At 68.7% G+C, this 16,327-nt stretch carries 15 protein-coding genes; 14 read left to right on the plus strand and 1 reads right to left on the minus strand.

Annotated elements, in window-relative coordinates; translation table 11 throughout:
* The first annotated feature begins 28 nt into the window (after positions 1-28).
* Both H5T77_RS11675 and H5T77_RS11680 read left to right on the plus strand, forming a co-directional pair.
* Positions 29-562 (plus strand): GNAT family N-acetyltransferase, encoded by a 534-nt coding sequence (locus tag H5T77_RS11675; protein WP_292649294.1) that lies wholly within the window; start codon positions 29-31, stop codon positions 560-562.
* 10 nt (positions 563-572) lie between these two features.
* Positions 573-851, plus strand: a complete 279-nt coding sequence (locus H5T77_RS11680) for a hypothetical protein (protein ID WP_292649298.1) — start codon at positions 573-575, stop codon at positions 849-851.
* 5 nt (positions 852-856) lie between these two features.
* On the opposite strand, the gene H5T77_RS11685 is transcribed toward H5T77_RS11680, so the two are convergent.
* Positions 857-1,624, minus strand: coding sequence for an IclR family transcriptional regulator (locus H5T77_RS11685; protein ID WP_292649300.1), 768 nt, complete (start codon positions 1,622-1,624; stop codon positions 857-859).
* Between the two features lie 69 nt (positions 1,625-1,693).
* Here H5T77_RS11685 and H5T77_RS11690 point away from each other — a divergent pair, with 69 nt between their 5' ends.
* The 12 genes from H5T77_RS11690 (at position 1,694) to H5T77_RS11745 (ending at position 16,299) form a co-directional block, all read left to right on the plus strand.
* Entirely contained in the window at positions 1,694-2,497 is an 804-nt protein-coding gene (locus H5T77_RS11690; protein WP_292649303.1) for a 2-keto-4-pentenoate hydratase, read from the plus strand.
* Between the two features lie 5 nt (positions 2,498-2,502).
* Positions 2,503-3,507 (plus strand): acetaldehyde dehydrogenase (acetylating), encoded by a 1,005-nt coding sequence (locus H5T77_RS11695; RefSeq protein WP_292649305.1) that lies wholly within the window; start codon positions 2,503-2,505, stop codon positions 3,505-3,507.
* A gap of 1 nt (position 3,508) precedes the next feature.
* On the plus strand, positions 3,509-4,537 hold the full coding sequence (gene dmpG, locus H5T77_RS11700) for a 4-hydroxy-2-oxovalerate aldolase (protein ID WP_292649308.1): 1,029 nt from the start codon (positions 3,509-3,511) through the stop codon (positions 4,535-4,537).
* A gap of 180 nt (positions 4,538-4,717) precedes the next feature.
* Positions 4,718-4,957 carry a helix-turn-helix domain-containing protein gene (locus tag H5T77_RS11705; protein ID WP_292649310.1) on the plus strand — a complete coding sequence of 80 codons (240 nt, stop codon included), beginning with the start codon at positions 4,718-4,720 and terminating at the stop codon, positions 4,955-4,957.
* Positions 4,950-6,212 carry a type II toxin-antitoxin system HipA family toxin gene (locus H5T77_RS11710; protein WP_292649312.1) on the plus strand — a complete coding sequence of 421 codons (1,263 nt, stop codon included), beginning with the start codon at positions 4,950-4,952 and terminating at the stop codon, positions 6,210-6,212. Before H5T77_RS11705 ends, H5T77_RS11710 begins: the two co-directional genes overlap by 8 nt.
* Positions 6,213-6,257: 45 nt before the next feature.
* The gene (locus tag H5T77_RS11715; RefSeq protein WP_292649314.1) at positions 6,258-6,671 is read left to right on the plus strand and encodes a DoxX family protein; all 414 of its coding nucleotides are present in this window, start codon (positions 6,258-6,260) and stop codon (positions 6,669-6,671) included.
* On the plus strand, positions 6,668-7,726 hold the full coding sequence (gene mgrA, locus H5T77_RS11720) for an L-glyceraldehyde 3-phosphate reductase (protein ID WP_292649317.1): 1,059 nt from the start codon (positions 6,668-6,670) through the stop codon (positions 7,724-7,726). Before H5T77_RS11715 ends, mgrA begins: the two co-directional genes overlap by 4 nt.
* A 106-nt stretch (positions 7,727-7,832) precedes the next feature.
* Positions 7,833-9,443 (plus strand): AbgT family transporter, encoded by a 1,611-nt coding sequence (locus tag H5T77_RS11725; RefSeq protein ID WP_292649320.1) that lies wholly within the window; start codon positions 7,833-7,835, stop codon positions 9,441-9,443.
* A 19-nt stretch (positions 9,444-9,462) separates the two neighbouring features.
* A complete protein-coding gene (locus H5T77_RS11730; RefSeq protein ID WP_292649323.1) occupies positions 9,463-10,938 on the plus strand; it encodes an amidase in 1,476 nt (491 codons plus the stop codon).
* 130 nt (positions 10,939-11,068) lie between these two features.
* Positions 11,069-12,871 carry a serine hydrolase gene (locus H5T77_RS11735; RefSeq protein WP_292649326.1) on the plus strand — a complete coding sequence of 601 codons (1,803 nt, stop codon included), beginning with the start codon at positions 11,069-11,071 and terminating at the stop codon, positions 12,869-12,871.
* 133 nt (positions 12,872-13,004) lie between these two features.
* Entirely contained in the window at positions 13,005-14,324 is a 1,320-nt protein-coding gene (locus H5T77_RS11740) for a M20 family metallopeptidase (RefSeq protein ID WP_292649329.1), read from the plus strand.
* A gap of 172 nt (positions 14,325-14,496) precedes the next feature.
* Positions 14,497-16,299, plus strand: coding sequence for a bifunctional metallophosphatase/5'-nucleotidase (locus H5T77_RS11745; RefSeq protein WP_292649332.1), 1,803 nt, complete (start codon positions 14,497-14,499; stop codon positions 16,297-16,299).
* Positions 16,300-16,327 lie beyond the last annotated feature (28 nt).

Below are 16,327 nucleotides of genomic sequence, written 5' to 3' on the forward strand. Positions count from 1 at the left end.
CGGGGCCTTCGGCTGGTCTGCTTGCGACATGACTGCACTCGTTCTTCCCACGCTCGACCTCTACGACTCCTGGGCGGCCACCGTCCGCGAGTTCGAGGGAGGGCACGTCGATGGTGCCTCCATCCCTGACGAGGAGGCCGCCGACACGAGCCGGCAGGCGTGCGAGCGGCTGGTCGCGAAGACCGCGCGGGACCGGGACATCTCGGTGCCGCCGCCTCCCGGACGGGTGCACGCCTCGAGCTTCTGGATCACCGACGACGGCGAGGTCGTCGGGTTCATCCAGCTGCGCCACGAGCTCAACGAGTCCCTGGAGAACGTGGGCGGGCACATCGGCTACTCGGTGCGGCCCTCGTCCCGTCGCCAGGGCCACGCCCGGCGAGCGCTGGGGATGGTGCTCGCCGAGGCGCGAGCGTTGGGCCTGGAGCGCGTCCTGATCACCTGCGACGAGGACAACGGGGCCTCGGCTCGCACCATCGAGTCCCAGGGTGGCGAGCTCCAAGACGTCATCGACGCATCTGCGTACGGGTATGGCCCCACCCGGCGTTACTGGATCAAGCTGTGAGCGAGCGCCGATGAGCGACGATGGCGTCGCGACCGAGGACGAGCTGGAGTGGGCGTTGGCGGGCGATCCTGCCGCGCCCGCTGCCGCGGTGGAAGAGGTGCTGACGGTCCTGCGCACCACCGGACGTACGCCCGAGGCAGGGGTCGAGGTCTTGCGGGCGGCCGCTTTCCGGCTCGTCTCCGAAGACAGGCTCGACGAGGTCGGGCGGGGTTGGCTGGAGCTTCTCGACGCCGTCCGGGCCCACCCCGACGCCAGGTTGGCCGACCTGCCGCCGGCCCGCACCGACTGAGCTCCTCAGCTGGAGAGAGAGCGGCGTCGGCTCGCCAGGCTGGAGAGCCCCTGGGCGGCTGCCCGGACCTGGGTCACGTAGGCCTCGGGGCGGAAGCGCCCCACGGGACCGGTGATGCTGATCGCGGCCAGAGCCCTGTCGCCGTCGGTGAGGATGGGGGCGGCGATGCACTGGAGCCCGGGCGCCGACTCCTCGCGCTCGAAGGCGACGCCGTTCTCGACCGCGGCACCGAGCTGGCGCTCCAGCAGACCGGGCGCGACGATCGTGTGGGGCGTACGCCGCTGGAGGGGGCTGCTGAGGACCTCCTGCTGCACCTCGGGGTCGGAGAAGGCCAACAGGATCTTGCCGATCGCGGTGCAGTGGACGGGCATCCGTCCGCCCGGTCGGGACGGTGACTTGGCCTGTCGGTGGCCGCCGATCTTGGCGACGTAGACGACGTCGTGCCCTTCGCGGACCCCCAGGTGGACGGTCTCGTGGGTGCGCTCGTAGAGGTCTTGGAGGAACGGCATCGCCAGCTCCAGCAGCGAGCGCTCGACCGAGGCGCGCATGCCCAGCTCGAAAAGGCCGCCCGAGAGCCGATAGCCGAGCGGCGTGCGGTCCAGGAGACGGTTGGTGACCAGGTCGCCGGCGACGCGGTGGACGGTCGCCTTCGGGAGGCCGGTACGGCGGACGAGCTCGGCCAGGGGGAGCACCTGGTCGTCGACCGTGAAGGCCCGCAGGATGGTCACCGCCTTGCCGAGCACGGTGTCGAGATCGGCAGGCTGGTGCGGCATGTGATCACCGTATCGGTCAGTGAAACGCATGGTCCCCTGGTTCGGCCATTCTGCTGAGACCGTGGGCACATGAGCGAAGTGACCTCCCCGCCCGACGCTGCCGTCGCGGCAGCCGCCGACCGGCTGCTGACCGCCGCCGCCACCGGCACCCCTGTGCCACCGATGCGGGACCTGCTGGAGGCGACCGACCTGGCGACGGCGTACGCGATCCAGGAGCGGCTCACCGCCGCCCGGGTCGCCGGCGGGGCCACGATCGTGGGCCGCAAGATCGGGCTCACGTCCAAGGCCGTGCAGGAGCAGATCGGCGTGGACACCCCCGACTTCGGGGTGCTCTTCGACGACATGGCGTACGCAGCTGATGCCACGATCCCCGCCGACACCATCCTGCAGCCGCGGGCCGAGGCCGAGATCGCCTTCGTCCTCGCGGCCGACCTGGCCGACGGTGACCTCGGCTACGACCAGGTCAGGGAGGCCATCGACTACGCCGTCGCGGCGATCGAGATCTGCGGCAGCCGGATCGCGGACTGGAAGATCGCCTTCGGCGACACGGTCGCGGACAACGCCTCCGCGGGGGCCTTCGTCCTGGGGACCGAACGTCGGCGGCTGGACGAGTTCGAGCCCAAGGACGTCTCGATGTCGATGTCGATCGACGACGAGGAGGTCTCGACCGGCACCGGCGCCGCCTGCCTGGGCGACCCGGTCAACGCGGTCCAGTGGCTGGCTCGTTACGCCCGCGACTTCGGGGAGCCGCTGCGCGCCGGCCAGCTCATCCTCTCCGGCGCGCTCGGGCCGATGCGGCCGATCGCCCCGGGCAACACCGTCCGTTCCACCGTGTCGGGCCTCGGCTCGGTGGCCTTCAGTGTAGGGAAGTGACGTCCATGGGTAAGACGAAGGTGGCGATCATCGGGTCGGGCAACATCGGCACCGACCTGATGATCAAGGTGATGCGTACGTCGCAGCACCTGGAGATGGGCGCGATGGTCGGGATCGACCCCGACTCCGACGGCCTGGCGCGGGCGCGGAAGCTCGGGTTCGCGGCCACGTCCGACGGAGTCGAGGGTCTGATCGCACTGCCGGAGTTCGACGACATCGAGATCGTCTTCGACGCGACCTCGGCCAAGGCGCACGTCGCCAACGCGGAGCGTCTCGCGCCCTACGGCAAGCGGCTCATCGACCTCACCCCGGCGGCGATCGGGCCGTACGTCATCCCGGCCGTCAACATCGACGAGCACATCGACGCTCCCAACGTGAACATGGTGACCTGCGGTGGCCAGGCCACGATCCCGATCGTGGCCGCGGTCGCGCGGGTCGTGCCGGTGGCCTACGGGGAGATCGTCGCCTCGATCTCGTCCCGGTCCGCGGGGCCCGGCACCCGGGCCAACATCGACGAGTTCACCGAGACCACCTCGGGCGCGATCGTGCAGGTCGGCGGCGCCAAGCGTGGCAAGGCGATCATCATCCTCAACCCGGCCGAGCCGCCACTGATCATGCGCGACACGGTCTATGCGCTGGTCGAGGGCGGGTCGCGCTCGCTGGAGGAGCTGACCGCGGAGATCACCGAGTCGGTGGAGAAGATGGTCGGTGACGTCGCTGCGTACGTCCCCGGCTACCGGCTCAAGCAGAAGGTGCAGGTGCAGGAGATCCCTGAGGACCAGCCGGTTGAGACGCTCCTGGCCGAGGGCGAGACGACCCGGCCCACGCATCAGGTGTCGGTCTTCCTCGAGGTCGAGGGCGCCGCGCACTATCTCCCGGCGTACGCGGGGAACCTCGACATCATGACCTCGGCCGCGCTGCAGATGGCCGAACGCATCGCTGCTGGCGTCGGTCGAGCCGCGAGCGCCAGCGAGCGTGTCGAGACCAACACAGCTGCTCAGGAGGCATGACATGTCGACGCCCATCTATGTCCAAGAGGTCTCGCTGCGCGACGGTATGCACGCCGTACGCCACCGGATCACCCCCGAGGACGTCAAGCGGATCGTCATCGCCGCCGACGAGGCCGGCGTCGACGCCATCGAGGTCGCCCACGGCGACGGCCTGACCGGCGGCTCGGTCAACTACGGTCCCGGCTCCAACTCCGACTGGGAGTGGATCGAGGCGGCGGCCTCGGTCATCAAGAACGCCAGGTTGACCACCTTGCTGCTCCCGGGCGTCGGCACCATCCACGACCTGAAGCGTGCCTATGAGTTCGGCGTGCGGTCGGTGCGGGTCGCGACGCACTGCACCGAGGCAGACGTCTCGGCGCAGCACATCGCCGCGGCTCGCGAGATGGGGATGGACGTCTCCGGGTTCCTGATGCTCAACCACATGGCGCCGACCGAGGTGGTCGCCCAGCAGGCGAAGCTGATGGAGTCCTACGGCGCCCACTGCGTCTACATCACCGACTCCGGCGGCCGGCTCACCATGAACGATGTCCGCGACCGCGCCCGGGCCTACCGCGACGTACTGAACGACGAGACCGAGATCGGCATCCACGCCCACGAGAACCTGTCGCTGTCGGTGGCCAACTCGGTCGTGGCGGTCGAGAACGGTGTCTACCGCGTCGACGCCTCGCTCGCCGGCCACGGCGCCGGCGCCGGCAACTGCCCGATCGAGGCCTTCATCGCGGTCGCCAACCTGTCGGACTTCAAGCACAACTGTGACCTGTTCAAGCTCCAGGACGCCGCCGACGACATCGTCCGCCCGCTCCAGGACCGTCCCGTCCGGGTCGACCGCGAGACCCTGACGATGGGCTACGCCGGCGTCTACTCCTCCTTCCTCCGCCACGCGGAGAACGCCAGCGCCCGCTACGGCGTAGACACCCGCGACATCCTCATGGAGTGCGGCCGTCGCGGCCTCGTCGGCGGCCAGGAGGACATGATCGTCGACATCTGCCTGACAAAACTCGAGGAGCAAGAGGCGGCGTCCGGCGCCTGACCGGCTCATCCGACGAACGTGGGAGTCCTGAGGTCACTGGGTGACGTCAGGACTCCCACGTCGCCCCCATTGCGATTTCGCGATGCTCCGTCGCGACTACGAAAAGGGAGTCCAAAAGTTTGACTACGATTTAGTAGTCAAACCTCACGAATACGATATCGTAGTCGTGGAGGTGGGTTCATGTCGTATACCGGGAAGGTCACCAGCCCCGAGTCGCTGGGCCGGATCCTGCAGCAGGCGCGCCTGCTCAACGGGTGGAGCCAACGTGAGCTCGCGGCGAGGATCGGGACGACGCAGCGCTACATCTGGGAGATCGAGGCGGGTAAGCCGTCGATCTTCGTCGACCGTCTCTTCGCTCTGATGCGGGAGACCGGGACCGAGCTGACCGCGACCATCGACGTTCGGAACGACGATGAGTGACCTCGTGGTCGAGCTCTACGGCGAGCCGATCGGACGGCTGGCCGGATCGAGCGCGACGTACGACTTCGTCGCCTCCGCGGGCGCGGTCGAGACGTACGGTCTGGACAGCACGGTCCTGTCGCTGGCTGTTCCACTCGCCCCGGTCGCGCCGCGCGGCCGCAAACCGCGCCGACAGAACTTCTTCGCGGAGATGCTTCCCGAAGGTCGGATGCTGTCGCGGCTTGCGGCGATGGCCGACGTCAACGAGCGCGATGTGATCGGGATGCTGCGGGTCTACGGGCGAGATGTGGCGGGCGCCCTTCAGATCTGGGACCCCGACGGCCTCGGCGAACCGCGGAGCCCGAAGCTCGAACCTGTCGGTGAGCGAGGGGTTGCGGATCTGCTCAGTGAGGTCGGCTCTTTCCCGCTCGCCAACAAGCCGGCCGGTGGCAAGACGTCGCTCGCGGGCGTACAGGACAAGATCGTCCTGGTGCGCAACGACGACGGCTGGCACCGGGCGCTGGACGGGTATCCGTCCACACACATCCTCAAGCCGGTCACCTCCGACTTCCCGTCGATGATCTACGACGAGGAATACGGCGCCCGGTTCGCGCAGGCTCTCGGGCTGACGACGTACGAGACGTTCATCGAGGAGTTCGCCGGGGAGCCGGCGCTGGTGATCGAACGGTACGACCGCGGCGATTGGGCCGACGGTGTCCCGAGCAGGGTGCATCAGGAGGACTTCAACCAGGTGCTGGGGGCGCGCGGCGACCAGAAGTACCAGAAGTACGGCGGCAAGGTCTCCCTGAAGCGGGTCGCCGGCGAGCTCAGTGCGCTCGGTGACTCCGCCTCGCTGCGGAAGCTGGCCACGATGACGGTGCTGGCAGCGGCTATCGGCAACCTCGACATGCATGCCAAGAACGTCTCGTTGCTGCACCACCCGGACGGCTCGGTCGAGATCGCCCCGGCGTATGACGTCGTCCCACAGCGGCATCTGCCGAATGACGGTGAGCTGGCGCTCGCGGTCGACGGGGTCTACCACCATGCCGCCGTGACCCGCGCCGACCTGATCGCAGAGCTCGCGTCGTGGCGACTCCGCGGCCCGGAGGCGCTGGTCGATGACGCCCTGGCCGACATCGCGGAGATCGTCGAGGTCGAGGTTCCCGCGGACGGCGCTCATCCGGGTCTGGTCGAGGACATCCGAGCCTTCACCGCCAATCTGAGGGCGGGGCGATCAGCGGGAGCAGAACTGAGCTCATCCCGTGGGCGGCAGTGACGGCCCTGAGGTGAGCCGCTTTGCGCCTGTGGAAGAGTCGTACCCGTGAGCACTGAATCTTCTTCTTCGCGGCTCGATCTGCCGCTTGCCGGGTTGGCCGCATTGTTCCTGGGCTCGGGGACACTGCATCTGGTGAGGCCGCAGGTCTTCGAGCCGATCGTGCCGTCGGCGCTGCCGGATGCGCGCAAGGTCGTCGAGGTCTCCGGGGTCGTGGAGATCGTCTGCGGGCTGGGGCTGCTGCACCCGAAGACTCGCAGGATCGCGGGGCTCGCGAGCGCTGCGCTGCTGGTGGGTGTGTTCCCGGCCAACGTGCAGATGAGCGTCGACGCGGGGAAGCGGGCGAACCGGAAGCGCACGCCGAAGTCGGGCGCATTCTTCGCGGGTACGCTCGCGCGGCTGCCGCTGCAGTGGCCGATGATCAAGGTGGCGCTGCGCGCCGGAAAGGGAACCGGCGCATGACGTACGTCCCGGCGGAATCCCGCTACGACGCGATGGAGTATCGGCGGACCGGCCGCAGCGGCCTGGACCTGCCGGCGGTCAGCCTCGGGCTGTGGCACAACTTCGGTGACGACCTGCCGTTCGAGCGGCAGCGGGCGATCCTGCGTACGGCCTTTGACTCCGGCATCACCCACTTCGATCTGGCCAACAACTACGGCCCGCCCTACGGCTCGGCGGAGGAGAACTTCGGCCGCCACCTGCGCGAGGACTTCGCGGGGCTGCGGGACGAGCTGGTGATCTCGACGAAGGCCGGCTGGGACATGTGGCCGGGCCCGTACGGCAAGATCGGCGGCTCGCGGAAGTATCTGATCTCCAGCCTCGACCAGTCCTTGACGCGGATGGGCCTCGACTACGTCGACATCTACTACCACCACCGCCCCGACCCCAGCACGCCGCTGGAGGAGACCATGGGCGCGCTCGACCAGATCGTGCGGTCCGGCAAGGCCCTCTACGTCGGGCTGAGCTCCTACTCCTCGGCGCTGACCCGGGAGGCGGCGGCGATCCTGAGCGATCTCGGCACACCGCTGCTGATCCACCAGCCGTCCTACTCCATCCTCAACCGCTGGCTCGAGACCGACGGGCTGCTGGACACGCTCGACGAGGTCGGCGCCGGTGCGATCTCGTTCTCGCCGCTGGCGCAGGGCCTGCTGACGAACAAGTATCTCGGCGGCACCGTCCCCGAGGACTCCCGCGCGGCCAAGGCGCGGTTCTTGTCCCCGGACGCGCTCACGCCCGAGACGCTGGCCGGCATCGAGTCGCTCAACGCCCTCGCCGCAGACCGCGGCCAGACCCTCGCTCAGATGGCGCTCGCCTGGGCGCTGCGTGACCCGCGGATGACCTCGGTCGTCATCGGAGCCTCCCGCCCCGAGCAGGTCACCGACTGTCTCGGCGCGCTCTCCGGTCCGGAGCTGACCACCGAGGAGCTGGCCAGGATCGACGAGTACGCCACGGCCACCGGGATCGACATGTGGAAGCGCGACCGGGTCGAGGGAGATCATCGCCAGATCTTCAACTGACCTACGGACCAGCTGAATCGCGCTGGTCCGGGATGCGGATTTGCTACCGTCGCGGGGCCTTCGTTGTTGCAGGCGACCCCACGCTCCGACTCGGTAGGAGAGCTGTATGTCCGCAACCGCTGAACCGAACGCGTCGACACGAGGCGACCGGGTGCTCGCCTGGGTCGAGAGGACCGGCAACAAGCTCCCGGACCCGTTCATCCTGTTCCTGATCCTGTTCCTGGTCGTCGGGGTGGTCTCGACGCTCCTGGCCGCCATGGATGCCCAGGTGACGCTTCCCGGTGCCGACGAGCCGCTCGTGATCAACGGGCTCTTCACGGCCGAGGGTTTGACCTGGCTCACGGTCAACATCGGTGCGAACTTCATCGGGTTCCCGCCGCTGCTGACCGTGGTGACGATCCTGCTCGCCGTGACGGTCGCAGAGCGGACGGGGTTGCTGGCGGCGGCCATCCGTCTCACCCTGGCCTCCGCGCCGCGGTGGCTGCTGCCGTACGCCCTCGGGGTCGTCGGCGTCACCGCGAGCGTGATGGCGGACGCGTCGATGATCGTCATCCCGCCGCTGGCCGCGGCCGTGTTCAAGGCCGCCGGCAGGCACCCGATGGCGGGGCTCGTCGGCGGGTTCGCCGCCGCCGGCGCCGGCTACTCGACCAGCCTCGTGGTGACCAGCCTGGACGCGCTCTTCTCCGGGATCACCAACTCCGTGACTTCGACGCTCCCCGATCCGGGCGCCGCGGTGACCCCGGTGTCCAACTACTACTTCAACGTCGCCTCGGCGATCGTGCTCGCGCTGGTCGCGGGCTTCATCATCGACCGGGTCCTCGAGCCGAGGATGGTCCGCCAGAACGTACCGACCGGCGAGGTCGAAGGCGACGCGGCCGACCGCTTCCAGAGCAACGACGAGGAGGTCGCGGCGGCCCTGAGGAGCCACCGCCGGCCGCTGGAGGCCCAGCTCACGTCTCAGGAGCGCAAGGCGTTCTGGGCGGCGATCGCGACCGGAACGGTCCTGGCGCTCGCGATGGTCCTGGCCGTGGTCCCGCAGGGTTCGCCCTGGCGCAACGACGACGGCAACTTCCTGCCGGAGTCCGCGCTGATGGACTCGATCGTCTTCATCACCTTCGTGCTCTTCCTCGCCCCGGGCATCGTCTACGGATTCGTCGCGGGCACCCTGAAGACCGCCGCCGACGTACCGAAGGTGATGGGTGAGGGCATCAGGGAGATGGCGCCGTTCCTGGTGCTGGCGTTCATGCTCGGCCAGTTCATCGCGCTGTTCAACTGGTCCAACGTCGGTCCCGCGCTCGCTAAGGTCGGCGCCGACGGCCTGCAGGGCACCGGCCTGACCGGCTTTCCGGTGATCGTCGGCTTCATCATCCTGTGCTCGATCCTGAACCTGTTCATCATCAGCGGATCATCGATGTACACGATCATGGGCGCGGTCTTCGTGCCGATGTTCGCGCTGATCGGCTTCGAGCCCGGCTTCACCCAGGCCGCCTTCCGCATCGGTGACAGCGCGACCCAGGTGATCACTCCGATGAACCCCTACATGTTCGTCGTGCTGATGATGATCAGGAAGTACGAACCGGAAGCAGGGCTCGGCACCCTGATCTCCCGCACCCTCCCGTTCGTGATCCCGTTCTGGGTCGCCTGGCTGCTGGTGCTGGTGGTCTTCTACTTCGGCGGGCTCGACGTCGGGCCAGGAGTCAGCCCACGGATGGACTGAAATGCCCTAGCCTGCGCCCATGCGGGTCGATGAGTATCTGAGGTACGACGCCACCGGGCTGGCGGAGCTGGTCGCCTCCAAGGAGGTGACCGCGGCCGAGGTCCTGGCCGCGGCGCGGGAACGGGCGGAGGCGGTGAATCCGCGGATCAACGCGATCGTCGCCGACATCCCGGAGGCCGACGCACAGGTCGCCGGCGACGGCCCGAGCGGGCCGTTCGCCGGGGTGCCGTTCCTGGTGAAGGACCTGGCTCAGGAGTATCGGGGCCACCCGACGTCCTACGGCTCGCGGGCACTCGTCGACGATGTCGCTGAAGAGCACTCCTACTTCACCCAGAGCGCTCTCGACGCCGGTCTGGTGATCTTCGGGAAGACCAACACCCCGGAGTTCGGGGCGAAGGGGATCACCGAGCCGGAGCTGTTCGGTGCCGCGCGCAACCCGTGGAACACCGGCCACACGCCCGGTGGTTCCTCGGGCGGGTCGGGGGCCGCGGTGGCCGCCGGGATCGTCCCGGCCGCCGGCGCCAACGACGGCGGCGGATCGATCCGGATCCCTGCCGCCTGCAACGGCCTGGTCGGGCTGAAGACCACCCGCGGGCTGCTTCCCCTGGGGCCGCAGAGCCTGGACGCGTCCAGCGGCTTCGTCGTCCAAGGGGTGGTGACCCGCTCCGTACGCGACGCGGCCGGGCTCTACGACGCGCTCGTCGGTGACCAGGCGATGGCGATGATCCACGCGCCTCGTCCCGGCGCGGCGTTCTCCGAGGCCATCGCGACCCCGCCGCGCAAGCTCCGCATCGGGTTCACCTCGGTGTCCTCGATCACCGCGCCCGACCCGGAGGCGATCGCGGCCGTCGAAGACGCGGCCAAGATGCTCGAGGCGCTCGGCCACCAGGTCGAGGAGGTCGAGGCGCCCTACGACGCCGCCGAGATCGGCCGTGACTTCCTCACCATCTGGTTCGCCTCGGCGGCCGCCGAGGTCGCCGAGACCAAGCTCCGGATCGGCGCCAAGGACGCCGACTTCGAGGCCGACACCCTGGCCGTGGCCGAGCTCGGCCGAGCCGGGGGAGTGGTCGCCGTCGAGCTGGCCCACATCAACCGCCGCAACCACGTCCGCCGCCTGAGCGACTTCCACGCCACGTACGACCTGCTGCTCACCCCGACGTTGGCCAAGCCGCCGCTGAAGGTGGGGCAGGTGGTCACGCCCAAGGCTCTCCAGACCGCAGCACGGCTGCTCTACAAGGTGCGCGGCGGTCGGGTGATGCGGGCGACCGGCCTGATCGACCAGCTGGTCGCCGAGAACCTCGGCTGGGTGCCCTACACCCAGCTCGCCAATCTCACCGGACGACCGGCGATCTCGGTGCCGACCCACCGGACCGCGTCCGGGCTCCCGCTGGGCGTGCAGCTGTCCGGGCAACTCGGCGACGACGGCCTGCTCCTGCAGGTCGCTGCTCAGCTGGAGCAGTCCGCACCGTGGGCGGAGCATCGGCCGAATCTCTGAAGGCGGGGAATCTGAGGACAGAATCTCTGGCCCCACCTTCGTCTCGCTGAAAGAGATTTTTCTTTCCGACGCGAAGGCGCCTCCGGAGCGGCATCATCGAGACATGACGCCCCCACGGTCAGACTTGGTCATGTCCTCACGGCGCAGCCTCCTCGGCGGCGCCCTCGGTGGAATCACGATGGCGATGGTCGGAGGCACCGCGGTCGCCTCGACGCCCGAGACGCCGACGAAGGTGGGCGCCAAGACGCTCGCCTCGCTGGCCGGTCAGCCGCCCACGATCACGCCCGAGGACCTCACCTTCACCCCGCGCACGGTCCTGCGCCCCGGCCATCCCCGCCAGGTGGGCCTGGACCCGACGCGGATCGCGAAGATCCGCTCGGAGCTGGCCCGGTTCCTCGAGCCGACCACGGAGAACCCAGCCCACCCCCTGTACGCAGGGGCCACCGCGATCGCGGTCAAGGACGGCGTCATCGTGGCCCACGAGAGCGTCGGCAAGGCGCTCAGGTACGGCCTCGACGGCACGAGCGTCGTCGAGCTGCCCGCGGACCAGCAGGTCGATGCCGGGCTGGACACGCTGTGGGACGTCGCCTCGATGTCGAAGCTCTTCACCGCGACCGCGATCCTCCAGCTGGTGGAGCGGGGCAGCCTCGATCTCGAGGCGCCGGTCGTCACCTATCTGCCCGAGTTCGCGCCGAACGGCAAGAGCGTGATCCTCGTACGCCACCTCCTCACGCACGTCTCCGGCCTGCTCGCCGGCCCGTCGCCGTCGCTGTGGGCGGGCTACGACACCTACGACGAGCGGGTCGCGGCGATCATGAGCACGAAGCCCACCCACGCGCCCGAGCAGGTCTACCGCTACTCCGACATCAACCTGATCACCCTCGGGCTGCTCATCGAGCGGCTCTCGAGCAAGAAGCTCGACGCCTACGTACGCGACCACATCACCGCGCCCCTGGGCATGCGCGACACCATGTACAACCCGCCCGCCGACATCCTCCCCCGTGTCGCCGCCACCGAGTACCAGCCGTGGGCCGGCCGCCCGATGATCCGCGGCGAGGTGCACGACGAGAACGCCTGGGCTCTCGACGGCGTCGCCGGCCACGCGGGCATCTTCTCGACCGCCGCGGACATGGCCAGGTTCGGCCAGATGTTCCTAAACGGCGGTGTCTACAACGGCACCAGGATCCTCGAGGAGGAGACGGTCAGGCTCTCGCTGCGCGACTTCACGGGTGGCCAGTTCACCAGCTCCCGTGGCCTTGGCTGGGAGCTCGCCACGACCTGGTACCACGGACCGATCTGGTCGCCGGTCTCCTTCGGCCACACCGGTTACACCGGCACCAGCATCGTGATGGACCCGATCGGCCACCAGCTCGTCGTGCTCATGACCAACCGCGTCCACCCCAGCCGTGACTGGGGCAGCAACAACCCCTCCCGCCGGGTCGTCTCCGACGAGCTCGGCATGGCCTCGGCAGTCAAGCCCGCGAAGGGGCGTACGTCGTGGTACTCGGGTCGCACCAACGCGAAGAAGGCGACGCTCGACGTGCCGCTCGCGGCCACTGACGCTGCGTTGCTCGACTTCGACTACTACTTCGACACCGAGCCGCGCTTCGACTTCGGCCGGCTGCAGTACTCCACCGACGGCACCACCTTCAGTGCTCTGCCGTGGAAGCTCGAGGGTGGCGGCTGGAGCTGGGAGACCAGCGAGGCGGTCAACGGCTACGGCGGCCGCCGGTGGCTGCGCGGACACGCGGAGCTGCCCGCCGGCACGACCGCGGTCAGGTGGACCTACGAGACCGACTCGTCCTCCCAGGGCCGCGGGATCTACGTCGACGGCATCGTGGTCAGCCAGGGGCGGCGTACGGTGTTCGACTCGGCGCGTCCCGGCGACGAGGCCCGCATCGTCGCCGACGGCTGGGCTCTGAGCGATCGATGACGGCTGGGCCCTCGGGGGCTGGCGACGACAGGCCACCGATAGCCTCTGGCGGCATGAGCGAGCGCCAGCGAGTGACCATAGGCCTCAGGCCGCCGTTTCGGTATTCTTTGCCCTTCTCAACCGAGGCGGCGGCATGAGCCAGCCGCAGCAACCGAACCCGTTCCTGGTCAACCAGCTCCGCGACGAGGCGGACGCCAAGGCGCTCATCACCAAGGCGGTCGAGTCCCCCTCGGCGGGTGCGCCGCGGGGGATCCTGGACGCGATCCGCGACAAGCTCGTGGATCTCGGCCCTGAGCTGGTCGCGGTCTCCCACGACCTCGCCGACCACCCGGAGACCGGGTTCGAGGAGCACCGGAGCGCGGCCGGGCTCGCCGAGTTCGTCGAGGCCCACGGCATCGAGGTGGCGCGCGGTGCCTATGGCCTGCCGACCGCTCTCTACGCGTCAGCCGGAGACACCTTGGACGGTCCGACGGTCGCGGTGCTCTCCGAGTACGACGCGCTCCCCGGCATCGGTCACGGCTGCGGCCACAACCTGATCGCCACGGTCGGCGTGGGCGCGTTCTTGGCCATCGCGAGCGTGATCGACCGCCTTGGAGGCCGGGTCATCTGGCTCGGCACCCCCGCCGAGGAGGGCGGTGGCGGCAAGGAGCTGATGGCGCAGAAGGGTGCGTTCGACGGCGTCGACGCCGCGATCATGGTCCACCCGTTCACCTACGACAACTCCGAGCCGGTCTTCCTGGGCCGCAGGCAACTGCGGGTGACGTACGTCGGGGTGCCGGCGCACGCCTCGATCCAGCCGTTCATGGGGCGCAACGCCCTGGACGCGGCCAACCTGCTCTACACCGGCGTCGCGCTCAACCGGCAGCAGATGCCGCCGACCGACCGGGTGCACGCGATCATCACCGAGGGCGGTCTGCGCCCCAACGTGATCCCGGAGCACGCCTCGATCCAGTTCTACGTCCGCTCCGCCTACCCCGAGACGCTCAAGATCCTCTCCCAGCGGCTGGAGGAGATGGCGATGGGTGCGGCGCTGATGACCGGCTGCGGGGTCGAGTTCAGCTGGGACGAGTCACCGGTCTACCTGCCCATCCGCAACAACACCGGGCTCGCGGAGGCCTGGAACCGCCGCTACCAGGAGCGCAACCACACCGTCCTCGCGCCCGGTGTGGTCCCGGATCTCCTCGCCGGCTCCACCGACTTCGGCAACGTCTCCTTCCGGGTCCCCGGCCTGCACGCGATGGTCAAGATCGCCGAGCCCGACGTGTCCCTGCACAGCCGGGAGTTCGCCGCTGCCGCGGTCACGCCGTACGCCGACGAGGTGCTCGTCGACGCCGCCTACGGCCTCGCCGCGGTGGCCGCCGACTATCTCTCCGACGCGAAGCTGCGAGAGGCGGTCCGGGACGAGTTCGAGGAGGCCGGGGGAGCCGTCGACGTTACCGAGTTCTTCGGCTGAAGCGGAGCCCGAAGCAAAATAACGCTGCTGATTAACGGTTGATGACGATTCGGCGGCGGTAATCCTGTTACCTCTTCACAATCAGAACCCGAAGGGGCATCGTTCCCCTCGTTGATCACTCAGATGGGGAGCACAGCAAATGCCTCGTTTCACCCGAACTCTTCGCCCCGCTGTGGCTGTTGCCGCCGTCGCACTCGCGGCCGCCGCAGTTGCCACTCCGCTCGCGAACTCTGCCTCGGCCAAACCTGGGAAGCACCTGGTCGATGTCCAGCTGCTCTCGTTCAACGACTTCCACGGCAATCTCGAGGCCCCGTCGGGTTCGGGCGGTCGGTTGGTCACCGGCCACCACATCGACCCGGCCACCGGCAAGCCCGTCGACGACACCGTCAACGTGGGTGGCGTGGAATACCTCGCCTCCCACCTGGCTGAGGCCCGCAAGGGCCAGGACCGTTCCCTGACCGTCGCCGCGGGCGACCTCATCGGGGCCTCGCCGCTGCTCTCGGCTGCCTTCCACGACGAGCCGTCCATCGAGGCGCTCAACCAGCTCGGCCTGGACGTGACCGCGGTCGGCAACCACGAGTTCGACGAGGGCTACAAGGAGCTGCAGCGCATCGCCGACGGCGGCTGCATCGACGACGGGGACGGCAAGGACAACCAGAACTCCTGCGCCGCCCACGAGTACGAGGGCGCCGATTTCGACATCCTCGCCTCCAACGTGATCGAGGACGCGAGCGGCGAGACGATCCTGCCGTCGTACGCGATCAAGGAGGTCGACGGCGCCAAGATCGGCTTCATCGGCATGACCCTCGAGGCCACCCCCGACATCGTCACCGCCGAGGGGGTCAAGGGGCTCACCTTCAAGGACGAGGTCGAGACCGCCAACGCGCTCGTGCCCGTGCTGAAGAAGAAGGGTGTCAAGGCGATCGTCACCCTGATCCACGAGGGCGCCAACCTGCCGAAGGAGAAGTGGACCGACCCGGCCACCGGCAAGGTCTACGACGTCAACGCCAGCTACGACTACACCTGCGCGGGCGGCGGCGAGCTGGTCGCCGGTTCGCCCATCCTGCCGATCGCCCAGAACCTCGACCCCGAGATCGACATGGTGGTCACCGGTCACACCCACAACCCCTACGTCTGCGACGTGCCCGACCCCGAGGGCAAGTCCCGCATGATCACCTCGGCCTCGTCCTTCGGGCGGCTCTACACCGAGACCAACCTGAAGTACAACCTCAAGTCGCGCGACATCGTCCGCTCCTCGGTCAAGGGCTCGAACATGCTCGTCACCCGCGACGTCGCCAAGGCTCAGGACCAGACCAAGCTGATCAACACCTACAAGGAGCTGGTCGAGCCGATCGCCTCCCGGGTGCTCGGCACGATCACCACCGACGTCAAGCGTGACCAGAGCCCCGCCGGTGAGTCTGCGCTCGGTGACCTGATCGCCGACGCCCAGCTGGCCGACCAGTCGACGGTCCACAACGGACAGACGCCGGTGATCGCGTTCATGAACCCGGGTGGCATCCGCGCCGACCTGACCGCGGCCAACTCGCCCTACGGTGAGGCCGTCGGCGACGTCACCTACGACGAGGCGTTCACGGTCCAGCCGTTCAACAACTACCTGGTCTCGCTGACCATGACCGGCCAGGACGTCTATGACCTGCTCACCCAGCAGGTCACCGGTGCCAACGCCACGACCCACAAGATCCTGCAGGTCTCGGAGGGCTTCTCCTACGAGATCAGCCCGTCGGGTCCGGTCGAGGGGTCCGTCAAGCTGGACGGGCAGCCGATCGACAAGGCCGCGTCCTACCGGGTCGTGACCAACAACTTCCTGCAGGGCGGCGGCGACGCCTTCGAGGCCTTCACCAAGGGCACCGACCCCTACTACGGCGGTCTCGACATCGACGCCTTCGCCAACTACCTGGAGGCCGGCTCGCCCTACACCCCGGGCACGCTCGACCGCATCACCGGGACCCACTGAACGAAAATTCGTTCGTACGCAGCGGGGT

The organism is Nocardioides sp. (assembly GCF_014360585.1).
GTDB lineage: Bacteria > Actinomycetota > Actinomycetes > Propionibacteriales > Nocardioidaceae > Nocardioides.

Bases quoted from the DNA above. Each gene is read 5' to 3' on its own strand.
- H5T77_RS11690 (WP_292649303.1), top strand. From the start codon at position 1,694: ATGAGCGAAGTGACCTCCCCGCCCGACGCTGCCGTCGCGGCAGCCGCC.
- H5T77_RS11730 (WP_292649323.1), top strand. From the start codon at position 9,463: ATGCGGGTCGATGAGTATCTGAGGTACGACGCCACCGGGCTGGCGGAG.
- H5T77_RS11685 (WP_292649300.1), bottom strand. From the start codon at position 1,624: ATGCCGCACCAGCCTGCCGATCTCGACACCGTGCTCGGCAAGGCGGTG.
- dmpG (WP_292649308.1), top strand. From the start codon at position 3,509: ATGTCGACGCCCATCTATGTCCAAGAGGTCTCGCTGCGCGACGGTATG.
- H5T77_RS11695 (WP_292649305.1), top strand. From the start codon at position 2,503: ATGGGTAAGACGAAGGTGGCGATCATCGGGTCGGGCAACATCGGCACC.
- mgrA (WP_292649317.1), top strand. From the start codon at position 6,668: ATGACGTACGTCCCGGCGGAATCCCGCTACGACGCGATGGAGTATCGG.
- H5T77_RS11675 (WP_292649294.1), top strand. From the start codon at position 29: ATGACTGCACTCGTTCTTCCCACGCTCGACCTCTACGACTCCTGGGCG.
- H5T77_RS11680 (WP_292649298.1), top strand. From the start codon at position 573: ATGAGCGACGATGGCGTCGCGACCGAGGACGAGCTGGAGTGGGCGTTG.
- H5T77_RS11705 (WP_292649310.1), top strand. From the start codon at position 4,718: ATGTCGTATACCGGGAAGGTCACCAGCCCCGAGTCGCTGGGCCGGATC.
- H5T77_RS11740 (WP_292649329.1), top strand. From the start codon at position 13,005: ATGAGCCAGCCGCAGCAACCGAACCCGTTCCTGGTCAACCAGCTCCGC.
- H5T77_RS11725 (WP_292649320.1), top strand. From the start codon at position 7,833: ATGTCCGCAACCGCTGAACCGAACGCGTCGACACGAGGCGACCGGGTG.
- H5T77_RS11710 (WP_292649312.1), top strand. From the start codon at position 4,950: ATGAGTGACCTCGTGGTCGAGCTCTACGGCGAGCCGATCGGACGGCTG.
- H5T77_RS11735 (WP_292649326.1), top strand. From the start codon at position 11,069: ATGTCCTCACGGCGCAGCCTCCTCGGCGGCGCCCTCGGTGGAATCACG.